This window comes from Hydrogenophaga sp. GW101-3F08, from assembly GCF_059424585.1.
This window is the reverse complement of sequence record NZ_JBWKZP010000007.1, coordinates 281634-303002: the sequence shown is the minus strand read 5'-3', so window position 1 is coordinate 303002 and position 21369 is coordinate 281634. Positions and strand designations below refer to the sequence as shown.

At 69.3% G+C, this 21369-nt stretch carries 17 protein-coding genes and 1 riboswitch; of the genes, 16 read left to right on the top strand and 1 reads right to left on the bottom strand.

What is annotated here, in order from left to right:
* Positions 1-277: 277 nt before the first annotated feature.
* From AC07YZ_RS18640 to AC07YZ_RS18600, 9 genes are all read left to right on the top strand, one after another.
* Positions 278-1753, top strand: coding sequence for a benzaldehyde dehydrogenase (locus AC07YZ_RS18640; protein ID WP_494795828.1), 1476 nt, complete (start codon positions 278-280; stop codon positions 1751-1753).
* Positions 1754-1784: 31 nt separating this feature from the next.
* Complete coding sequence (locus tag AC07YZ_RS18635; RefSeq protein WP_494795827.1) at positions 1785-2552, top strand: coniferyl-alcohol dehydrogenase; 768 nt, start codon at positions 1785-1787, stop codon at positions 2550-2552.
* Between the two features lie 123 nt (positions 2553-2675).
* On the top strand, positions 2676-4364 hold the full coding sequence (locus AC07YZ_RS18630) for a DUF1302 domain-containing protein (RefSeq protein WP_494795826.1): 1689 nt from the start codon (positions 2676-2678) through the stop codon (positions 4362-4364).
* Positions 4365-4382: 18 nt separating this feature from the next.
* Entirely contained in the window at positions 4383-5741 is a 1359-nt protein-coding gene (locus AC07YZ_RS18625) for a DUF1329 domain-containing protein (protein WP_494795825.1), read from the top strand.
* A complete protein-coding gene (locus tag AC07YZ_RS18620; RefSeq protein WP_494795824.1) occupies positions 5741-6835 on the top strand; it encodes a WD40/YVTN/BNR-like repeat-containing protein in 1095 nt (364 codons plus the stop codon). Before AC07YZ_RS18625 ends, AC07YZ_RS18620 begins: the two co-directional genes overlap by 1 nt.
* A 10-nt stretch (positions 6836-6845) precedes the next feature.
* On the top strand, positions 6846-9293 hold the full coding sequence (locus AC07YZ_RS18615) for an efflux RND transporter permease subunit (protein WP_494795823.1): 2448 nt from the start codon (positions 6846-6848) through the stop codon (positions 9291-9293).
* Positions 9294-9329: 36 nt separating this feature from the next.
* A complete protein-coding gene (locus AC07YZ_RS18610; RefSeq protein ID WP_494795822.1) occupies positions 9330-10166 on the top strand; it encodes an alpha/beta fold hydrolase in 837 nt (278 codons plus the stop codon).
* A gap of 88 nt (positions 10167-10254) precedes the next feature.
* On the top strand, positions 10255-11373 hold the full coding sequence (locus AC07YZ_RS18605) for an ABC transporter substrate-binding protein (RefSeq protein ID WP_494795821.1): 1119 nt from the start codon (positions 10255-10257) through the stop codon (positions 11371-11373).
* A gap of 57 nt (positions 11374-11430) precedes the next feature.
* A complete protein-coding gene (locus tag AC07YZ_RS18600) occupies positions 11431-12387 on the top strand; it encodes an alpha/beta hydrolase (RefSeq protein WP_494795820.1) in 957 nt (318 codons plus the stop codon).
* An 87-nt stretch (positions 12388-12474) separates the two neighbouring features.
* Here AC07YZ_RS18600 and AC07YZ_RS18595 read toward each other — a convergent pair whose 3' ends face one another.
* Positions 12475-14061, bottom strand: a complete 1587-nt coding sequence (locus AC07YZ_RS18595) for a methyl-accepting chemotaxis protein (protein ID WP_494795819.1) — start codon at positions 14059-14061, stop codon at positions 12475-12477.
* Between the two features lie 303 nt (positions 14062-14364).
* A riboswitch (cobalamin riboswitch) is annotated at positions 14365-14595 on the top strand.
* Positions 14596-14813: 218 nt separating this feature from the next.
* On the opposite strand from AC07YZ_RS18595, the gene cobM reads away from it, so the two are divergent.
* The 7 genes from cobM (at position 14814) to AC07YZ_RS18560 (ending at position 21344) form a co-directional block, all read left to right on the top strand.
* Positions 14814-15623, top strand: a complete 810-nt coding sequence (gene cobM, locus AC07YZ_RS18590; RefSeq protein WP_494795818.1) for a precorrin-4 C(11)-methyltransferase — start codon at positions 14814-14816, stop codon at positions 15621-15623.
* The gene (locus AC07YZ_RS18585) at positions 15620-16591 is read left to right on the top strand and encodes a sirohydrochlorin chelatase (RefSeq protein ID WP_494795817.1); all 972 of its coding nucleotides are present in this window, start codon (positions 15620-15622) and stop codon (positions 16589-16591) included. The genes cobM and AC07YZ_RS18585 overlap by 4 nt, the downstream gene beginning before the upstream one ends.
* Positions 16548-17261 (top strand): precorrin-8X methylmutase, encoded by a 714-nt coding sequence (locus AC07YZ_RS18580; RefSeq protein ID WP_494795816.1) that lies wholly within the window; start codon positions 16548-16550, stop codon positions 17259-17261. Before AC07YZ_RS18585 ends, AC07YZ_RS18580 begins: the two co-directional genes overlap by 44 nt.
* Positions 17258-18367, top strand: a complete 1110-nt coding sequence (locus AC07YZ_RS18575) for a cobalt-precorrin-5B (C(1))-methyltransferase (protein WP_494795815.1) — start codon at positions 17258-17260, stop codon at positions 18365-18367. Before AC07YZ_RS18580 ends, AC07YZ_RS18575 begins: the two co-directional genes overlap by 4 nt.
* Before the next feature lie 135 nt (positions 18368-18502).
* Positions 18503-19804 carry a precorrin-6y C5,15-methyltransferase (decarboxylating) subunit CbiE gene (cbiE, locus tag AC07YZ_RS18570; RefSeq protein ID WP_494795814.1) on the top strand — a complete coding sequence of 434 codons (1302 nt, stop codon included), beginning with the start codon at positions 18503-18505 and terminating at the stop codon, positions 19802-19804.
* Complete coding sequence (gene cobI / locus AC07YZ_RS18565) at positions 19801-20595, top strand: precorrin-2 C(20)-methyltransferase (protein ID WP_494795813.1); 795 nt, start codon at positions 19801-19803, stop codon at positions 20593-20595. The genes cbiE and cobI overlap by 4 nt, the downstream gene beginning before the upstream one ends.
* A complete protein-coding gene (locus AC07YZ_RS18560) occupies positions 20592-21344 on the top strand; it encodes a cobalamin biosynthesis central domain-containing protein (protein ID WP_494795812.1) in 753 nt (250 codons plus the stop codon). The genes cobI and AC07YZ_RS18560 overlap by 4 nt, the downstream gene beginning before the upstream one ends.
* Positions 21345-21369 lie beyond the last annotated feature (25 nt).

The window sequence follows — 21369 nt, the reverse complement described above, 5'->3', positions numbered from 1 at the left end:
TCACCTCAGGACTTCATGCAAGAAGAGTTTCATCAAACAATTCACCATTTGATGAACCCGGGACATGAAACATCTGCATGTTTCATCAGTTTTCCGGTTGCTGGCAGGCCAGCCAGCGGCCTCTTTTTCATCCTAGGGAAACTCCCGATCTTTGCCTCTGAGGAACGGCCCTCCTGAGGCTTCCAGGCGCCGTTCCGCGGCGCGCGCTGGTACGCCCGTTGCAAAACCTGTTGCAGCCACCGTGTGGTGTGCACGAACGATCAACAGGAGCAAAACAATGGGTGTTTCCGAAAATCCGGTCTGGCTCGACAGCCGCCTCACGTCGGGCAAAGCCTTTGACGGCACATGGTCCACCACACTCGCCAACGTGCGCGACGTGAAGGAGCCGGCCACCGGCCAGGTGCTCTCACAGGTGGGCATCGCCAGCGCGGCCGACATGCGCGCCGCCATCGGCCGTGCGCAAGCGGCGCAGCCCGCCTGGGCCGCCATGGGCCCGCGCGAACGCTCGGCCGTGTTCCACCGCGCCGCCGCGCTGTTCCAGCAGCATTTCGCCGAGCTGGCCCTGACCGTGGCCCGCGAAACCGGGGGCATCCTGCCCAAGGGCCAGCACGAGGTGAACGAGTCCATCACGCTGTGCCACCTCGCCGCCGGCCTGCCCATGCAGGCGCAGGGCCAGGTGTTGCCCAGCGCGGCCGGTCGCTTGTCCTTCGCGCGGCGTGTGCCGCACGGCGTAGTGGGCGTGATCTCGCCGTTCAACTTCCCGCTGATCCTGAGCCTGCGCGCGGTGGCCCCGGCGCTGGCGCTGGGCAACGCGGTGGTGCTCAAGCCCGACACGCGCACCCCCGTGAGCGGCGGCTTCATCATCGCCCGCGTGTTCGAAGAAGCCGGCCTGCCCCAGGGCCTGCTGCAGGTGTTGCCGGGCGACGCCGAAGCGGGCGAAGCGCTGGTGGTCGACCCGCGCGTCCCCATGATCGCCTTCACCGGCTCGCCCACCGTGGGCCGGCGCATCGGCGCGCTGGCCGGTGAGCACCTGAAGAAGGTGTCGCTGGAGCTGGGCGGCGCCAACAACCTGATCGTGCTGGAAGACGCCGACCTGGACGCCGCCGCCAGCGCCGCCGCCTTCGGCGCCTGGTTCCACCAGGGCCAGATCTGCATGGCCTCCAACCGCATCCTGGTGCACGCGTCCATCGCCGAAGGCTTCAAGGCGCGCATGGTCGGCAAGGCCACGCACCTGCCGGTGGGCGACGGCGCCAGCGGCCAGGTGGCCCTGGGCCCGATGATCGACGCCAAGCAGTTGAAGCACTTCGACGACGTGATCAAGGACAGCGTGAAGCAGGGCGCCGTGCTCGAAGCCGGCGGCACCTACGAGGGCCTTTGCTACAAGCCCACGGTGCTCTCGGGCGTCAAGCCCGGCATCCGCTCGTTCGACGAAGAGCCCTTCGGCCCGGTGGTCAACCTGATCACCTTCAGCACCGACGACGAAGCGGTGGAACTGGCCAACACCAGCCAGGGCGGCCTGGCCGCGGCGGTGATCAGCCCCTCGATCAGCCGCGCCATGGCCATCGGCCAGCGCCTGCGCGCCGGCATGGTGCACATCAACGACCAGACCGTCTGCGACGAGTGCACCAACCCGTTTGGCGGCCCCGGCATCGGTGGCAACGGCGGCAGCGTGGGCGGCCCGGCCGACATCGACGAATACACGCAGTGGCAGTGGATCACGGTGAAAGACGCGCCACCGCCGTTCCCGTTCTGACCCCGCCCCCCAACAACAGGAGACAAGACCCATGCAACTCGCCAACAAAACCATCGTCGTCACCGGCTGCGGCTCGGGCATCGGTTCGGACTTCGCCAAGCTCGCCCGCCTGCAGGGCGCGCGCGTGATCGGCGTGGACCGCAACGACCCCATGCTCACGCTGGACGGCTTCGTGAAGATCGACCTCGGCGACCCCGCCGCCATCGACGCGGCCATGGCCCAGTTGCCCACGCACATCGACGCGCTGGCCAACATCGCCGGTGTGCCCGGCACGGCACCCGCCGAGCTGGTGGGCAAAGTCAACTACCTGGGCCTGCGCCACTTCACGCAGCGCGTGATGGAGCGCATGGGCGAAGGCGGCTCGGTGGTGAACATCGCCTCCATCCTCGGCGCAGAGTGGCCGGCCCGGCTGGAGCCGCACCGCGAACTGGGCGCCACCGCCAGCTTCGAGGCCGGCGCCGCCTGGCTCGCCCAACACCCGGTGCCGCAGGCCACCTGCTACCAGTACTTCAAGGAAGCGCTGATCGTCTGGACCTACACCCAGTCGCAGAAGCAGTTCCTGGAGCGCGGCATCCGCATGAACTGCGTGGCGCCCGGCCCGGTGTTCACGCCCATCCTGGGCGACTTCGTGCAGATGCTGGGCAACGAGCGCGTGGAGAAAGACGCGCACCGCATGAAGCGCCCCGCCTTCAGCGACGAGGTGGCCCCGGTGATCGCCTTCCTGTGCAGCGACGCGTCGCGCTGGGTCAGCGGCATCAACCTGCCGGTCGACGGCGGTCTGGCGTCTACCTACATCTAAGGCTCTAAGGCGACGCTGAACGAGTCCCCGTGCGAGGGACTTGTTCAGCATCGCCCTAAAAAACCAGGGGGCGTCCACGCCACGCCCCCGACCCATTCCCCCAACCACAACGAGGAGACAAGCATGCAAAGAAAATCCACCCACCACCGGCGCCATGCGCTGGCCCTGGCCTGCGGCCTGGCCTGTGCGCTGCCCGCCTTCGCGATGGAGCTGGCGTCGGACGACCCCGACACCCAGATCCGCCTGGACTTCACACCCAAATACAGCCTGGCCTACCGGCTCAAGGACCCCTCGGCGCTGCTCACCTCGCCGGCGGCGCGCGGCGACGGCGGCGTGACCAACGAGAACGACGGCGACCTCAACTTCGGCAAAGGCGTGGTCTCCAACCGCCTCGATCTGCTGACCGAGTTCGACTACAAGCGCGGCAACTGGGGCCTGCGCCTGAGCCACGCGGCCTGGTACGACTCGAAATACCTGAGCGCCAACGACAACGACGGCACACTGGGCGTGAGCAACCAGCCCGGCCAGGCGGCCAACGCCTTCATCCCGGCCACGCGCAGCCAGCACGGCCGTGGCGGCGAGGTGCTGGACGCCTTCGTCTACGCCAAGGGTTCGGTGGGCGACATGCCCGGCTCGGTCCGCGTCGGCAAACACGCGCTGCAATACGGCGAGAGCCTGTTCTTCGGCCAGAACGGCATCGCCAATGCCCAGGGCCCGGTGGACGTGGCCAAGGTCGTCTCGGTGCCCAACTGGCAGTTCAAGGAAGTGCTGCTGCCGGTGGAGCAGGTCTCGGGCAGCCTGCAGGTGGCCGAAGGCGTGACGCTGGGCGGCTACTACCAGCTCAAGTGGCGCCCCAGCAAGATCCCGGGCGCGGGCAGCTACTTCTCGAACCAGGACTACATCGGGGGCGGCCAGGTGTTCTTCGGCCCGCCGCTGCCGCCGGTGCTGGTGACCGACAACAGCAAGGACCAGCTCCCCCCCGACAGCGGGCAGTTCGGCGGGCAGCTGCGCTGGTCGCCCTCGGGCAGCGACTACGAGTTCGGTTTCTACGCCGCGCGCTACCACGAAAAGACGCCCGCCGTGCCGGTGTTCGATCTGGTCAACGGCAATGTGCACAAGGTCTATGCCACCGGCATCAAGACCGTGGGCGCCAGCGTCACGTCCTCCATCGGCCAGCTCAACTGGGCGCTTGAAGGCTCGGTGCGCACCGACGCGCCGCTGGCCAACGACCCCGCCGTGCTCGGTGGCGCGCCCTTCATGCCGCCGGTGAACTGCGACGGCTCCGCCGGCAACCCCTGCTACGCCACCGGCAAGACCGCGCACCTGAACCTCTCGGGCATCTACGTGCTCAACAAGTCCGGCCTGTGGGACGGCGGCGCCCTGGTGGCCGAACTGGCCTGGAACCGGCTCATGAGCGTGGACAAGAACCCGAGCGCCGTGGGCTTTGGCGGTCTGGACCCCAACACCACCCGCAGCGCCATGGCGTTTCGCATGATCTTCGAGCCGCAGTACTTCCAGGTGCTGCCGGGTCTGGACCTGTCGATCCCGATCGGCCTGGGCTACAACTTCGGCGGCCGTTCCTCGGCCATCTTCAATTTCGCCGGCGGCGCCAGCAAGGTGGGCGACGTCAGCGTGGGCATCAAGGCCAAGTACCAGAACGCCTGGAACGTCGGCCTGAACTACACGGCCTTCTTCGGCAAGGAAAACACCTTCACCGTGGCCGACCCGCGCACCCCCACGCGGATGCTGTCCTTTGGCCAGACCCTGAAAGACCGCAACTACCTGTCCTTCAACGTCTCCCGCACCTTCTGACATTCCCGGAGAAACACCATGACACACAACGCAAAACACCCCTGGCTGCTGGCCGCGCTGCTGGCCGCCTCCCTGCCCGCACTGGCCGCCGTGACGGCGGAAGAAGCCGCCAAGCTCAAGTCCACGCTGACGCCGGTGGGCGCCGAAAAAGCCGGCAACAAGGCCGGCACCATCCCCGCCTGGGACGGCGGCCTGAGCAAGGCGCCCGCGGCCTACCGCAACGGCGACGTGCGCCCCGACCCCTTCGCCGCCGACAAGCCCCTGCTGTCGATCAGCGCGAAGAACATGGCCGAACACGCCGACAAGCTCACCGATGGCGTGCAGGCGCTGATGAAGAAGCACCCCGACTTCCGCATCGACGTCTACCCCACACGGCGCAGCGCCGCCATGCCGCAGTTCGTGTACGACAACACCTTCCAGAACGCGACCCGCGCCAAGACCGTGGACGCGGGCCATGGCGTGGAAGGCGCCTACGGCGGCATTCCGTTCCCGATCCCCAAGGACGGCTATGAAGCGATCTGGAACCACCGCCTGGCCTGGCGCGGCGGCAACTACACCATGCCGGTGCGGGTCTGGGTGGTGACGGCCGACGGCAAACGCAACATGGCCTCGGGCGGTGTGCAGACCATCAACCAGGCCTTCTACGACAAGGCCGGCAGCGTGGACAAGTTCGACGGCTTCTACAGCTTCGGCAAGTTCGTGGCCAATGCCCCGGGCTCCAAGGCGGGGGAGGCGATCCTGGCGCACGAAGGCATCAACGCTTCGGCACCGCGCGGCCTGTGGCAGTACCTGGTGGGTCAGCGCCGCGTGCGCAAGGCCCCCTCGGTGGCCTACGACACACCCGACTCCGTGACCTCGGGCATCGGCCTGTTCGACGAAGCCTTCAACCTGTTCGGCCCGATCGACAAACACGATCTGAAGCTGGTCGGCAAGAAGGAGATCTACATCCCCTACAACAACAACCGCGCCGCCGCCGCCAAGGTGGACGATCTGGTGACCCCGGGCACGCTCAACCCGGCCCAGGTGCGCTGGGAGCTGCACCGGGTGTGGGAAGTGGAGGCCACGCTGGCCGCGGGCAAGCGCCACGTGGTGCCCAAGCGCAAGTACTACATCGACGAGGACTCGTGGCAGATCGTGCTGTTCGACGGCTGGGACGCCAAGGGCCAGCTCTGGCGCACCAACTACTCGCTGATGCTCACCGCGCCGGACATCCCGGCCGTGACCAGCTTCGTGCTCTGGGGCGGCTATGACATGCAGACCGGCGCCTACTACCTGAACATGGCGTCCAACGAACTGCCCAAGCAGTACGAAGTGAAGGAGCCGATCCCGCGCGCCTTCTTCAGCCCCGAGTCGCTGTCCAGCGAGGGTGGACGGTGATGACTTCTGGAAGCGGCTTCGGCGTGGCACGCCGCAGCGCCCTGGCGGGGCTGGCGGGCTGGGCGCTGGCGGGCCTGCTGCCCACCAGCACCCGCGCGGCACAGAGCGGCGCGGTCCCCGCGGTGCTCTCGCGCCCGGCCCTGATCACCCCCAAGGCGCTGGGCGCTGCGATGCTCGCGGTCACGCGGGCCGGCGCCCGCCTGGTGGCCGTGGGTGAGCGCGGCACGGTGCTGCTGTCGGACGACCACGGCCAACACTGGCAGCAGGCGGCCGTGCCGGTGCAGGTGACGCTGACCTGCGTGGCCTTCGCCGACGCGCGCCACGGCTGGGCCGCCGGCCACCTGGGCACCATCCTGCACAGCGATGACGGCGGCCAGACCTGGCGCAAGCAGCTCGACGGCATCGCCGCCGCCGCCAGCGTGGCCGAGGCCGCGCGCGCCACGGGCGACGCCGCGGCCCTGGCCGATGCCCAGGCCCTGGTGGACGAAGGCCCGGACAAACCCTTCTTCGACCTGAGCTTCATCGACACGCGGCGCGGCTTCGCCGCTGGCGCCTACGGCCTGCTGTTCGCCACGGTGGACGGTGGCCAGCACTGGCAACCGCTCTCGGCGCGGGCGGCCAACCCGCAGGGCCTGCACCTCTATGGCCTGCGCGCCACGGCCGGGCAACTGGTCGTGGCCGGCGAGCAGGGCCTGCTGATGCGCTCGCTCGACGGCGGCGCCAGCTTCTCGGCCCTGCCCTCGCCCTACAAGGGCAGCTTCCTCGGGCTGCTGCAGACCCCGGGAGGCCACCTGGTCGCCCACGGCCTGCGCGGCTCGGTCTACCGCGCCGGCCCCGACGCGGCGCGCTGGGAGCGGCTGGAGAGCCAGACCGGCGCCACGCTGGGCGCCAGCGCCGTGCTGCCCAACGGCGGTTTCGTGCTGGTCAGCCAGATCGGCGAGGTGCTGATCGCGCCGCCCGACGCCGCCGCCCTGCGCCGCCTGCCGGTGCGCGAAGCCGTGCCCATCGCCGGTGCCGCCCTGGCCGCCGACGGCGCCCTGGTCCTGGCCAGCCTGCGCGGCATGCGCCGCCTGACCTCTTTGCCCACCGAGTGAACCCGTTCCCATGAACCACGATTCCCCCCTCGACGCCCAGCCCGTCGTCACGCGGCTGGAGGACTTTGACCCGGCATCGGGCACCGTCATCGAACGCGCCTTCTTCAACCACCGGCCCTGGGTGCTGCTGCTGAGCCTGTTGATCACCCTGGTGCTGGGCTGGCAGGCCACGCGGCTGCAGCTCAACGCCAGCTTCGAGAAGACCATTCCCACCGGCCACCCCTACATCGCCAACTACCTGGCGCACAAGGGCGACCTGGCCGGGCAGACCAACGCGCTGCGCCTGGTGGTGCAGACCAAGGAGGGCACGATCTTCGACCGGCAGTACCTGGAGACGCTGCAAAAGCTCAACGACGAGATCTTCCTGCTGCCCGGGGTGGACCGCCCGTTCATGAAGTCGCTCTGGACCTCCAACACGCGCTGGGTGGCCGTGACCGAAGAGGGCCTGGACGGCGGACCGGTGATCCCCGACGCCTTCGACGGCTCGCCGCAAAGCCTGGCCGAGCTGCGCGCCAACGTGGAGCGCTCGGGCGAGATCGGCCAGTTGGTGGCCGGCGACTTCAAGTCCAGCATCGTCTTCGTGCCCCTGCTCGACCGCAACCCCGAGACCGGCCAGGCGCTGGACTACGGCGAGCTCTCGCGCCAGATCGAGGCGCTGCGCGCGCGCTACGACAGCGACACGCTGCAGGTCCGCGTGATCGGTTTTGCCAAGGTGGTGGGCGATCTGATCGAAGGCCTGCAGCAGGTGTTGCTGTTCTTCCTGCTGGCGCTGCTCATCACCACCGCCCTGCTGTACGGCTACACGCGCTGCCGGCGCAGCACGGCGCTGGTGGTGGCGTGTTCGCTGGTGGCGGTGGTGTGGCAGTTCGGCCTGCTCGCGCTGCTGGGTTTCGAGCTGGACCCGTATTCGGTGCTGGTGCCCTTCCTGGTGTTCGCCATCGGCATGAGCCACGGCGCGCAGAAGATGAACGGCATCATGCAGGACATCGGGCGCGGCACTCACCGCGTGGTGGCCGCACGCTACACCTTCCGGCGCCTGTTCGTGGCCGGCCTGACGGCGCTGCTGTGCGACGCGGTGGGCTTCGCGGTGCTGTTCATCATCCAGATCAAGGTGATCCAGGACCTGGCGCTGATCGCCAGCATCGGCGTGGCGATGCTGATCGTGACCAACCTGCTGCTGCTGCCCATTCTGCTGTCCCACGTGGGCGTGAGCCCCAAGGCGGCCGAGCGCAGCCTGCGCGCGGACTCGGCGCAGGCCCTGCAGCGCTCGTGGCTGTGGTCGGGCCTGACGCGCTTCACCCGGCGACCCGCCGCCGCCATGGCGGTGGGCACGGGCGCGCTGCTGGCCGCGGCGGGCTTCGCGGTGAGCCTGCACCTGTCGATCGGCGACCTGGACCCGGGCGCGCCCGAGCTGCGCCCGGACTCGCGCTACAACCAGGACAGCGCCTACCTGATCTCGCACTACGCGGCCAGCACCGACATCCTGACCGTGATGGCCACCACGCCACCCGACCGTTGCACCAGTTACCCGGCGCTGTCCACGCTGGACGCGCTGGCCTGGCGGCTGGAGCAACTGCCCGGCGTGGAGTCCACCAACTCCATGGCCACGCTGTCCAAGCTGGCCATGGTGGGCTACAACGAAGGGCACCTGAAGTGGTTCGAGCTGCTGCCCAACGAAAGCGCTCTGGGCGGTGTTCAGACCCGCGCACCGCGTGAGCTGTTCAACCAGAGCTGCTCGTTCCTGGCGCTCTACGTCTACCTGAAGGACCACAAGGCCGAAACCCTGGAGCGCGTGGTGGCCGAGGTGGAGCGCTTCAAGGCCGAGCACGACACGCCCGAGCTGACGTTCAAACTCGCCGCCGGCAGCGCCGGCATCGACGCGGCGACCAACATCGTGGTGAAGCAGGCCATGCGCGAGATGCTGCTGTGGGTCTACGCCGCCGTGGTGCTGCTGTGCTGGATCACCTTCCGCTCCTGGCGCGCGGTGATCGTGGCGGTGCTGCCGCTCATGCTCACCTCCATCTTGTGCGAAGCGCTGATGGTGGGCTTGGGCATGGGCGTGAAGGTGGCCACGCTGCCGGTGATCGCGCTGGGCGTGGGCATCGGTGTGGACTACGCGCTCTACGTGCTCAGCGTCACGCTCACCCGCCTGCGCGCGGGCGCCAGCCTGGCCGAGGCCTACACCCACGCGCTGCAGTTCACCGGCCGCGTGGTGATGCTCACCGGCGTCACGCTGGCGCTGGCCGTGGGCACCTGGGCCTTCTCGCCCATCAAGTTCCAGGCCGACATGGGCATCCTGCTGGCCTTCATGTTCGTCTGGAACATGGTGGGCGCGCTGGTGCTGCTGCCCGCGCTGGCGCACTTCCTGTTGCCCGCCGTGCCCCGCAACGACCCCGCCGAAAACGCCGCGAACGCCAGCGCGCCCTCCCTCGTCACGGCGGCCGGCCAAGGCACCTGAACGGCTCCACCCACCCCCTCTCTGAAAGTTCACCCCATGAACCTTGAAGCCAGCATCGACGTCCAGGGCGTGCCCATCCGCTACCGCGACAGCGGTGGTCCAGGCATGCCCATCCTCCTGACCCACGGCATCGGGGGCTCGCTGGAGCTGTGGGGTTCGCAGTTCAGCGAAGACCTTCAGGCCCACCGCCTGATCGCCTGGGACATGCCGGGTCATGGCCTGTCCGGCATGGGAGAGCAGCCCTACGACCCCGACAAGTTCGCGCGTTTTGCCTGGCAGTTCCTGGACGCCCTGGGCATCCAGCGCGTGGTGCTCGCGGGCAACTCGCTCGGCGCGGCCGTCTCGGTGCGCATGGCCGGTCTCGCCCCGGACCGGGTGGCCGGCCTGGCACTGGCCAACGCCGCCACCCTCGGGCGCAACGTGTTCGCGCCCTTCCGGATCATGACGCTGCCGGTGCTCGGCGAGCTGATGAACAAACCCGGCCCGACGGCGGTGGAGCGCCAGATCCAGGCCATTTTTCACAACCGCGGCGTGGCCACCGCCCCCATCCGTGAAGCCATCACCCGCAACGTCCACAAGCCCGGCGGCGTCAAGGCTTTCCTGGCCACACTGCGCCGCATGTCCGATCTGGGCGGGCAGAACACACAAGGCGTCTCGCGCACGCTGGGCGTGTTGAGAGCGGTCCAGGTGCCCGTGCTGTTCGTGCACGGAAAACACGACACGGTGGTGCCTCTGCAGCACTCCGTTGCCGCCCACGCCGTCACGCCCGGTTCGACGCTCCTGGTGCTGGAGGACTGCGGGCACACCCCCCAGCTGGAGAAGCCGACCGAATTCAATCGTTCGCTGAACCGCCTGGCGAGCGCCTGCGTTTGACGGCAAACCACGGCCCTCGGGCCCCAGCTGCAAGGCAGCGCCCCACCCCGAACCGGCGCCGGTCCGCGCGCCCCAGCGTCCTTCGCCCATGCCCACGCACCACCTGCTCCGCTTCGTGATCGGTCTCGTGCTGGCCGCCCAGGCCGGTCTGGCCATGCCGGCCGGGGCCATCGTCATCGGCCAGTCGCTGCCGCTCACCGGCAGCGGCTTTCCGGTGGCCAACCGGGTGCTGGCGGGCGCCAAGGCGTACGTGGAACGCTTCAACGCCAGCGGCGGCCTGCAGGGCCGGCCCCTGGAGCTGGTGACGCTGGACGACGGCGGCGACCCGGGCCGCCACGCGGCCAACCTGCGCAGCCTGGCCCGCCAGCACCGCGCGGTGGCCGTGCTCAACTGCCTGGGCGAAATCGCCTGCCAGGCCGCCGCCGAGGCCACGCGTGAACTGCGCCTGCCGCTGGTCGGCCCGATGTCGGGCGCGCTGGCGCTGCGCTCGCCCACGCTCCCGCAGGTGTTCAGCCTGCGCCCGGACGACGCGCGCGAAACGGGCGCGCTCGCGCAGCAGCTGCAATCCATCGGCATCACACGCGCCCTGCTGCTGAGCGACGGCGCGGAACCGGCGCGCGGCGCGGCGCTGGCGCAGGCCCTGGAGCGCTCGGGCATCCGGCTGCAGCGCGCCACGGTCGATGGCAACGCCGAAGCGATCGCGGGCGCCTTGCAGCGCATGGTGCCCGGCGCGCAGCAGGCGCTGGTGATCCACCTCGGCCTCAACGGGCAGGACGCGCTGGGCCGGCTGGACGCCAGCCAGTTCGCGGGGGTGCCCGGCACCATCGCCACCCTGTCGTCGGCCGGGTTGACCCACATGACGCGGCTGTTTCCCGGCCGGCTGATCGGCTACACCAGCGTGGTGCCCAACCCGGAGACGCCCCAGTTGCCGGTGGTGCGCGAGTTCCTGCGCGACGCCGATGCCTTCATCGGCCCCGAAGCGGTCACCTTCGAAGGGCTGGAGGCTTACCTCAACCTGCGCCTGCTGGCCGAAGCCCTGCGCCGGGCCGGCCCCTCGGTCGACAGCGCCCGGCTCGCGCAGAGCCTGGAAGCCCTGGGCGCGTTCGACATGGGCGGTTTTCGCCTGCGCTTCGGCCCCGACCAGCACCACGGTTCGGAGTTCGTCGAGGTCGGCCTGCGCGCACGCGACGGCCGCCTGCTGCGCTGACCGCCCCTTGCGTCTTCACACCCCGACCTCTTTGTCATACCCACAACAGGAGACCCCATGACCCTCACCACCACGCTCCCGCGCGCGCCCATGGACCCCGGCCTCGCCGGCTTTCTGGCCCAGGCCGCCGCGCAGGGCAACCCGCCGCTGGAGGCGCTGCCGCCCGCGGTCGGGCGCCAGATCTACCGCGACCTCGCCGCGGGCCTGGGGCTGCCGCCGCCGGTGGTCGCCACGGAAGACCGCAGCATCGCGGGCCCCGGCGGGCCGCTCAAGCTGCGCATCTACCACCCCGACGCCCCCGGGCCGCTGCCCGCGCTGTTGTACGTGCACGGCGGCGGCTACGTGATCGGCGACCTGGAAACGCACGACGCGGTGTGCCGCGGCCTGTGCCACCAGGTGGGCGCCGTGGTGGTGGCGGTGGACTACCGGCTCGCGCCCGAGCACCCGTTTCCCGCCGCCGTGGACGACGTGGTCTGCGTGCTGCAGTGGCTGGCAACGCACGTGAAAGAACTGCGCGCCGACCCGTCGCGCATCGCCGTGGCGGGCGACAGCGCGGGGGCCCAGCTGGCCGCCACGGCCTGCCTGCGTACCGCCGGCACGATCACGCCGCGCGCCCTGGGCCTGATCTACCCGGTGGCGCAGCACCACAGCGAGCCCAGCGCCTCGATGGCGGAAAACGGCGAGGGCAAGTTCCTCACCCACGGTGTGATGCAGTGGTTCATCGGCTGCTACCTGGACGGTCGCAGCGAACTCAGCCGGCACCCGGACTTCGCCCTGCTGAGCGCGCCCACGCTGGCCACGCTGCCGCCCAGCTGGGTCGCCACCATGGGCCACGACCCGCTGCGCGACGAAGGCCACGCGCTGGCGCAGCGCATCGAGCAGGCGGGCGTGGCCACCGAGCACCGCCACTACCCCAGCGCCATCCACGCCTGCATCCACTTCACCGCCGTGTCACCGGTGGGTGCCCAGGTGGTGGCCGATCTCGCGGGCTGGCTGCGCGCGCGGCTGTCGTGACACACCCGGGGCCCTCCCGCACAAGACGGCGGCGCCCACCGACTGGGCACAACGCCAGGCCTGCAGGCGACCCCTGACAACACAGCTTTATCCGACTTGCGCAACCAGGCCCTGCTGGGGCGCAAACCGGAAGGCGGCGACCGTCTGCACCAGGTCGTCAGCCTGGCTCTTGAGGCTGCTCGCGGCCGATGCGATCTGTTCCACCATGGCCGCGTTTTGTTGGGTGTTCTGGTCCATCTGGGTGACGGCTTCGCTGACCTGACCCACCGCGCTGCTTTGCTCGGTGCTGGCCGCACTGATCTCGGCCACGATGTCGGTCACGTGGCGGATGCTCTGCACCACGTCCTGCATGGTGCTGCGCGCGCGATCCACCAGGGCCGAACCCTGTTCCACACGGACCACGCTGTCAGAGATCAGGGTCTTGATTTCTTTCGCCGCTTCGGCGCTGCGCCCGGCCAGCAGGCGCACTTCACCCGCCACCACCGCAAAGCCCCGGCCCTGTTCGCCAGCGCGCGCGGCTTCCACCGCCGCATTGAGCGCCAGGATGTTGGTCTGAAAAGCGATGCCATCGATCACGGAGATGATGTCGGAGATCTTCTGGCTGGAGGTGTGGATGGCCTTCATGTTGTCCACCACCTGACCGACCACCTCACCCCCCAGGACCGCCACCGACGAAGCGCTTTGTGCCAGCGAGTTGGCCTGGCGCGCGTTGTCGGCGTTCTGGCGCACGGTGGAGCCCAATTCTTCCATGCTGGTCGCCGTCTGCTCCAGCGCGCTGGCCTGGCTTTCGGTGCGGCCGCTGAGGTCGTGATTGCCCTGTGCAATTTCGGTGCTGGCCATGGCCACCGACTCGCTGCCCTGGCGCACGCGGCTGACGATGCCGGCCATGTTGTCGCGCATGGAGCGCAGGCTGTGCATGAGGCTGTGGTGGTCGCCGGCGCGAATCGGCACCTCCACCGCCAGATCGCCCTGGGCAATGCGTTCGGTGATGGCGCTGGCCAATGCCGGCTCACCGCCGAGCTGCCGCACGATGCTGCGCGACATGAGCAGGCCGATGCCCAGCAGAACCAGGGCCATCGCAAGTGCGCTCAGGCCCATCTTCAAGGTGCGGTCCCAGATGGTGGCGGTCACGGTGTCCACATACACGCCCGAACCGATCACCCAGCCCCAGGGCGCAAAGCCCTTCACATACGAGACCTTCTGCACCGGGTTTTCGCTGCCGGGTTTGGGCCACATGTAGGGCACGTAGCCGGCACCGCCCTTTTTCACCGTGTCCACGAACTCGCGGAACAGGAAGGTGCCTTCGGGGTCCTTGTTCTCGCTCAGGTCCTTGCCTTCGAGTTCGGGGCGGATCGGGTGCATGACCATCACGGGCGTCATGTCGTTGATCCAGAAATACTCCACTTCGCTGTAACGCAGCGCACGGATGGCAGCCAGCGCCTGGGCCTTGGCATCGGCTTCACTCAGGCCGCCCTTGGCTGAGAGGCTGTGGTAGTGCGTGATCAGGCCATGGGCGGTCTCCACGGTCTGGCGCACGCCGCTTTGGCGCTCTTCCATGATCAGCGTCCGCTCCGACGTGAGGAACAGGGCCAGCAGGATGACCAGGCCCATGACGGCGCTGGCGACCAGAATGAAAAGGCGTCGCGAGACGCTCAGGGTTGTCAGCTGGAACATGGTGGGTCCTGACGAAGAGAGGCGCCAAATGCGCAGGTTATGGGATCCATATGGGGCGATGCGATCCGCAACGCATCCTGAAAAATGGCGAAGCGAGCTCTAACTATCGGCCGATCGGGCGCAATCTGTACGGTCAAAGCGAGCCGGATTTCGCCGCCAATTCGCGGCTTCGGCCGGGGGCCACCACTGGCGGTGCCGGCCCTTGCCTGTCGGCACCGAGCCGGGTATCGCGGTCCATCGAGCCTCAAAAAGGGCCCGCCTCTGAGACCTCGCCCCCAGCGCGATCACCGATGCGTTCTGATAGCATCGCCCCACGTTAGAGGTGTTCCGAGACTGTTCAGTCGATGGAATTAAACGGGAAGTCGGTGCGCTGGTCCAGAAACCTGGACCCCCTATTCCGACGCTGCCCCCGCAACGGTAAGCAAGACAAACCTGGCAAGACAGCCACTGTGCTCACGCATGGGAAGGCGCCAGGCAGAAGAAGCCCTTTCTTCACTTGCGAGCCCGGAGACCGGCCTGTGACGACATGTGCGGCATTGCGGTGGGCGATGTGAGCCGGTGGCAGGCCCATGAGTGCCTGCGCTGCCTCTCCTTCATTTCCCCCCGCGTCCGCGTTGTGCTTCTTGCGCGCGGGTGTGCGACTGGAGAGTTGGAATGGTTTCATGCACGGAGCAGGCCCAGGCCTGCCGGCGGCGCGCCGTCGTCGCTTTCGTTTTCGTTTTCGACATGGCCGCCCACCGGCCCACACGGCCATGACGGGCACCGTCTGGTTCGTGGGTGCCGGCCCGGGCGACCCGGAACTGATCACCGTCAAGGGCCGCGCCCTGGTGGAAAGGGCCGGCGCGATCCTCTTCGCGGGCTCGCTGGTCAACGAGGCCGCGACCCGCTGGGCGCCCGCGGGCTGCGCGATCGCCGACAGCAAGGACATGACGCTGGACCAGATGGCCGCCTGGCTGCTGGCGCAGGCGCAGCGCCACGAGACGGTGGTGCGCCTGCAGACCGGCGACCCCGCCCTGTACGGCACGCTGATCGAGATGGTGCAACCGCTCGATGCGGCGGGCGTGCCGGTGCGCGTGGTGCCGGGCGTGTCCTCGGCTATGGCCTCGGCGGCGGCCGGCGTGGAGAGCTTCACCCTGCCCGAGGTGACGCAGAGCGTGATCTTCACCCGCGTCGAGGGCCGCACGCCCATGCCGCCGGGCGAGGACCTGGCCGCCCTGGCCGCCCACCACTGCACCCTGTGCATCTTTCTCTCGATCACACTGCTGCACAAGGTGGAAGCGGGCCTGCGCGCCGCCGGCTGGGCCGAGGACGCGCCCATCCTGGTGGTGCACAAGGCCAGTTGGCCGGGCGAGGAACTGATCGTTCGCGGCACCCTGGCCGACATCCGGCAGCGCTGCCGAGAGGCCAAGGTGGTGAGCCAGTCCATGGTGATCGCCAGCCCCACGTTGGGCGCGCGCCACTGGCCCACCCTGGCCAAGTCCCGGCTGTACGACCCCAGCTTCACCCACCGCTTCCGCCGCGCCAGCGCGCCCGCCACCCCCACCGTCCCGGAGTCCCCATGAACGCTGAAACCATTCTGCTGGTGGGCCACGGCTCGCGCGAGCCCTCGGGCAACGACGAGATCCAGGTCTTCGCCGAACGGCTGCGCCTGCGCCAGCCCGACTGGCGCATCGAGGTCTGCTTCATCGAGTTCTCCGAGATCACGCTGAGCGAAGGCCTGAAGCGCGCGGCCGCCGGCTCGCAGCGCGTGTGGGTGCTGCCGCTGATCCTGAACGCGGCGGGCCACGTGAAGATGGACATCCCCCAGGCCATCGCCCATGCCCGCCTCCAGTTCCCGCTGGTGCAGTTCCAGTACGCGCCCCACCTGGGCGCGGGCGAACCGATGCTGGCCATCCTGCGGCGCCGCCTCAAGGGCGCGATGCAGGCGCTGGACATGCCCGACCCGCGCACCACCGGCGTGGTGATCCTGGGGCGCGGCTCGTCCGACCGGCAGGCCAACGGCGACATGGCCCGCATGGCGCGCTGGCTGATGGAGGAAACCGAGCACGAGCTGGTGGACCTCGCGTTCACCGGCATCACCCACCCGCGGCTGGAAACGGTGGTGCAGCGCCAGAGCCTGCTGGGCATGAAGCAGGTGGTGGTGCTGCCGTATTACCTGTTCAACGGCACCCTGGTGGAACGCATCACGCGCCAGGTGGAACACCTGAGGGCCCAGTACCCGACACTGCGTTTCGTCTCCACCAAGTACTTCGGTTTCGAGCCCGAGATCTTCGAGCTGCTGGAACAGCGGGTGGGCGACATGCGGCGCCACGCGCCGGCCGCGCTGATGCCCTGCGACGGCTGCAAGTACCGCCACTTTGCCGAGGAACACGGCCTGGGCGGACACCACCACGACGACACGCTGCCGCACAGCCACGACCACGGCCCTGCGCATCCGCACGAACACCCCCACGTGCATGAACACGAGCATGCCCACGCAGATGCCCATGGACACGACCACGGACACCCCCATGACCATGCCCGCGCCTGACACCGCCAACGTCGTCACCGAGCAGCTCACCGCCGCGGGCCGCGCCATCGAGCACGACTCGTTCGCGGTGATCGACCGCGAGGTGCTCTCGCACCCGTACACGCCAGATCAGTGGCCCATCGTGCGCCGCATGATCCACGCCAACGCCGATTTCGACTTCAACGGCCTGACCGATTTCCACCCCGGCGCGGTGGACGCGGGCCTGACCGCCATCCTCTCGCGCGGCACCCGCGTGGTGGCCGACGTGGAGATGATCTGCGTCGGCCTCTCGGCGCCGCGCCTGGGCCACTTCGGCATGGGCACGCACCAGTTCATCTCCGACCCGGACGTGATCGAGCAAGCCAAAACCGAAGGCACGACCCGCGCCGTGCAGGCCATGCGCAAGGCCCACCGGCTGGGCCTGATCGACGGCGCCATCGTGGGCATCGGCAACGCGCCCACGGCGCTGATCGAGGTGGTGCGCCTGATCCATGAAGAGGGTGCACGCCCCGCGCTGGTGGTGGGCATGCCGGTGGGGTTTGTGTCGGCGGCCGAGTCCAAGGACCTGATGGCGCTGCAGACCGGCGTGCCCTGGATCGTGATCCGGGGCCGCAAGGGCGGCTCCACCCTGGTGGTGGCCGCGATCCACGCGTTGCTGGGCCTGGCCGAGGCGCGGGAGCTCGCCGCGTGATGCAGAAGGACGCGCCCCGCGGCACCCGCACCGGTTTCACGACCGGTGCGTGTTCGGCCGCGGCGGCGCGTGCGGCGGTCATCGGTCTGGTCACGGGTGCGGTGCCCGATGAGGTCGAGTGCCTGCTGCCCAACGGCGACCGGGTGACGTTCGCCGTGCACGACGGCCGGGTGGAAGGCAGCGGCGCACAAAAGGCCGCCCACGCCATGGTGATCAAGGACGCGGGCGACGACCCGGACTGCACCGACAAGGCCCACCTCACCGCCGACCTGCGCCTGCTGCCCGAGCAACCGGGCCAGGTGGTGCTGGCCGGCGGCGTGGGCGTGGGCACGGTCACCATGCCCGGTCTGGGTCTGGCGGTGGGCGGCCCGGCCATCAACCCGGTGCCGCGCCGCAACATCGAGGCCAATGTGCGGGCCGTCGGCCAGGGCCTGCTCGACGAGGTGGGCCTGCGGGTCACGCTCTCGGTGCCGCAGGGCGAGGCGATGGCGAAGAAGACGCTGAACGCGCGCCTGGGCATCCTGGGTGGCATCTCCATCCTGGGCACCACCGGCATCGTCAAACCGTATTCCACCGCCGCCTACCGCGCCAGCGTGGTGCAGGGCGTGCAGGTGGCGGGCACGCTGGGCCACGGGGTGGTGGTGCTCACCACCGGCGGGCGCACCGAAAAATTCGTGATGGAAGAAATGCCCGAGCTGCCCGAACCGGCCTTCGTGCAGATGGGCGATTTCCTGCGCTACGCCATGGGCGCGGCGGTGAAGGCCGGGCTGAAGAAGGTGGTCATTGGCGGCATGGTGGGCAAGCTCACCAAGATCGCCCAGGGCGAGACCATCACCCACGCGGGCCGCGCCGAGGTGGACACCGGCCTGCTGGCCGATCTGGCCGCCGGCGTGGGCGCGCCGCCCGAGGTCTGCGAGGCCATCCGCGCCAACGAGACCGCGCGCTACGCCGGTGAACGCATGGACGCGCTGGGCCTGGGCCAGGCCTTTCACACGGCGCTGGCGCGCAAGGTCATCGAGACCCTGCGCACGCGTTACCCCGACCAATTTGAATTGCAGGTGCTGGTCTGCGATTTCGACGGCAAAAAAATAGCGGAGGCGAAGTGAGCCACCCCCGCAGCGCTTCGCGCTACCCCCTCAAAGGGGGCGACACCAGCCGTCCGGCAAAGCCGGCCCGGCGGTGTCCTGGGCTGGACCGTTTCATGCGTTGCGGGTGGCGCTCCGGCACCATGGAAAACTGAAATGGAGTTTTTTTCTGTGATCGAAAAATGCCGCATCCTCGGCGTGCTGGACGACGGTGTCGCCAGCCTGAACGCGACCGCGCTGCGACACCTGCGGCAGGCCGACCTGGTCGTTGGCGCGGCCCGCACGCTGCGGCTGCTGGCCGAGCAGATGGCGCCGCAGGCCGAACAGCGCGACCTGGGCGGCGCGCTGTCGCAGGTGCCCGAGTGGATACGCGCCGCGCAGGCCGAACACCGGCGGGTGGTGGTGCTGGCCACCGGCGACCCGCTGTGCCACGGCATCGCGGCCTACCTGGCCTCGCGCCTGTGCATCGAGGCCATCGAGGTGATCCCCAACGTGTCCACGCTGCAACTGGCCTGCGCGCGCCTGGGCCTGCCCTGGCAGGACATGAAGTTCTCTTCCGTGCACGCCAAGGACGCGGGCGACTGGGTGCCGGGCTCGCCGCCCGGGCATGGCCTGTACGCCCTGCTGCGCGACATCCGCCAGCACGACCGCCTGGCCGTGCTGACCAGCCCGGACAACACGCCCGACCGCATCGCCCGCATGCTGCTCGCCGAGGGTCTGGCAGAAGACTTCGAGATGGCGGTGGCCGAGCGCCTGTGCCAGCCCGAAGAACGCATCGTCAGCGGCATGTCGGTCACTGCCGCCGCGCAGATGCCCTTCGCCGACCCCAACGTGGTGCTGCTCTGGCGCACCCGGCTGCGCGCGCCGCAGGTGCTGCTGGGCCTGCCAGACGCCAGCTTCGAACAGCGCCACCCAGAGAAGGGCCTGATCACCAAGCACGAGGTGCGTGCGGTCTCGCTGGCGCGTCTGCAGCTGCGCGCCGACAGCGTGGTCTGGGACATCGGCGCCGGGTCGGGCTCGGTCGGTCTGGAGGCCGCGCGCCTGTGCCGCAGCGGCCATGTCTACGCGATCGAGAAGAACGTGGACGACGCCGCCATCGTGCAGCGCAACCGCCTGGCGATGGGCATCAGCAACCACACGCTGCTGCACGGCAAGGCGCCCGAAGGCCTGCAGGACTGGGCCGACCCGGACGCGGTGTTCGTCGGCGGCTCGGGCGGTGAACTGGCCGAGCTGATCGCGCTGATCCTGCAGCGCCTGAAACCGCAGGGCTGGCTGGTGATGAACTTCGTGACGATCGAAAACCTGGGGGCGGCCGTGGACACCTTGAAGCGCCTGGGCGCGAACTGGGACGTGCTGCAACTGCAGGCCTCGCGCAGCAAACCCATCCTGCACATGCACCGCATGGCGGCGGAAAACCCGGTGTGGATCGTCTGCGCCCAGGCGGGGGGTGCGGCATGACACACGCTGGCACGCTTTACGGCGTCTCCCTTGGCCCCGGCGACCCGGGCCTGATCACCCGCCGCGCCTGGGCCTTGCTGGAGCGGCGCGACGCGGTGTGGACCTACCCGGTGCGCAGCCTGCGCAAAGACAGCTACGCGCTGGACATCGCGCTGCGCGCCGGCCTGTCGCCGCCCGAGCGCCACCAGTCGTTGCTGTTTCCCATGACGCACGACGCGGAGAAGCTGGCGCGCCACTGGCTGAAAGCGGCCGAGACGGTGCGCGAGCTGCTGGCCAGCGGGCAGGACGTGCTGTTCCTGGTCGAAGGCGACGCGTCCACCTACGCCAGCTTCTGTTACCTGGCCCGCGTGCTGCGCGAGCTCGACCCCGAGGCGCGCATCGAGATCGTGCCCGGGGTGACCTCGTTCAACGCCGCCTGCGCTCGGCTGCAGCTGCCGCTCTCGGAGCAGGACGACACCATCGCCATCGTGCCCGCCGCCTACGGCATCGCGGCGGTGGAGAAGATGCTGGACGACTTCGACACCCTGGTGCTGATGAAGGTGAAACCGCTGCTCGACGATCTGATCGACCTGCTGGCGCGGCGCGGCCTGCTGGCGCACAGCCGCTTCATCGAAAAGGCCGGCTCGCCGCTGGAACGCATCGTCACCGACGTGGCCGCGCTCAAGGGCACGCCGGTCAACTACCTGTCGCTGCTGCTGGTGAAAAACCCCGGGCGCGAACGCGGCGAGCTGCAACGCGGCTGCCGCCAGAAAACCAGCACCGAGATCGAAGAAGAGGAAACCCTGTCATGAATATTCCCGACCCCACCGTGCGCGTCGTCCTGGTGGCGATCACCAAACACGGCGCCCAGCAGACCGCCGACCTGGCGCGCCAGATGCCCGGGGCCAGCGTCTGCGTGGCGGACAAGTTCGCGCCGCTGATGGCGGGCCTGCCCAACCCGGTGCGGGCCTACGGCGGGGCCTTTCGCGACGAGATCCCGACCCTGTTCGCCGACTTCGACCAGATCGTCTTTTTCGTCTCGCTGGGCGCGGTGGTGCGCCTGATCGCGCCGCACCTGAAGAACAAGGACGAAGACCCCGGCGTGCTGGTGGTGGACGACGCAGGGCAGTTCGTGATCCCGGTGCTGTCGGGCCACGTGGGCGGCGCCAACGCCATGGCCGAAACGGTGGCCGCCCTGCTCGGCGCCACGCCGGTGCTGACGACCGCGTCGGACGTGGGCAAGACCATTCCGGTGGACATCCTGGGCCGCGAGCTGGGCTGGAAGGTGGAGGCGCCCAAGATCAACATCACCCGCGTGTCGGCCCACGTGGTCAACGGCGAGCCGGTGGCCGTGGTGCAGGAGGCGGGCAGCCCGCACTGGTGGACCCGCCCCACCCCGCTGCCGGCCAGCATCCAGCGCTTCGAGCGCCTGGCCGACGTGGACCTGGCGCGCTTCAAGGCCGTGCTGTGGATCACCCACGCCGAGGTGCCGCCGGCCCGCTGGGACGAACTGCACGAACGCCTGGTGGTGTACCGCCCGCCGCTGGAGTCTGCGACGTGAGCGCCGCGCCGGGCCGCTCCCAAGC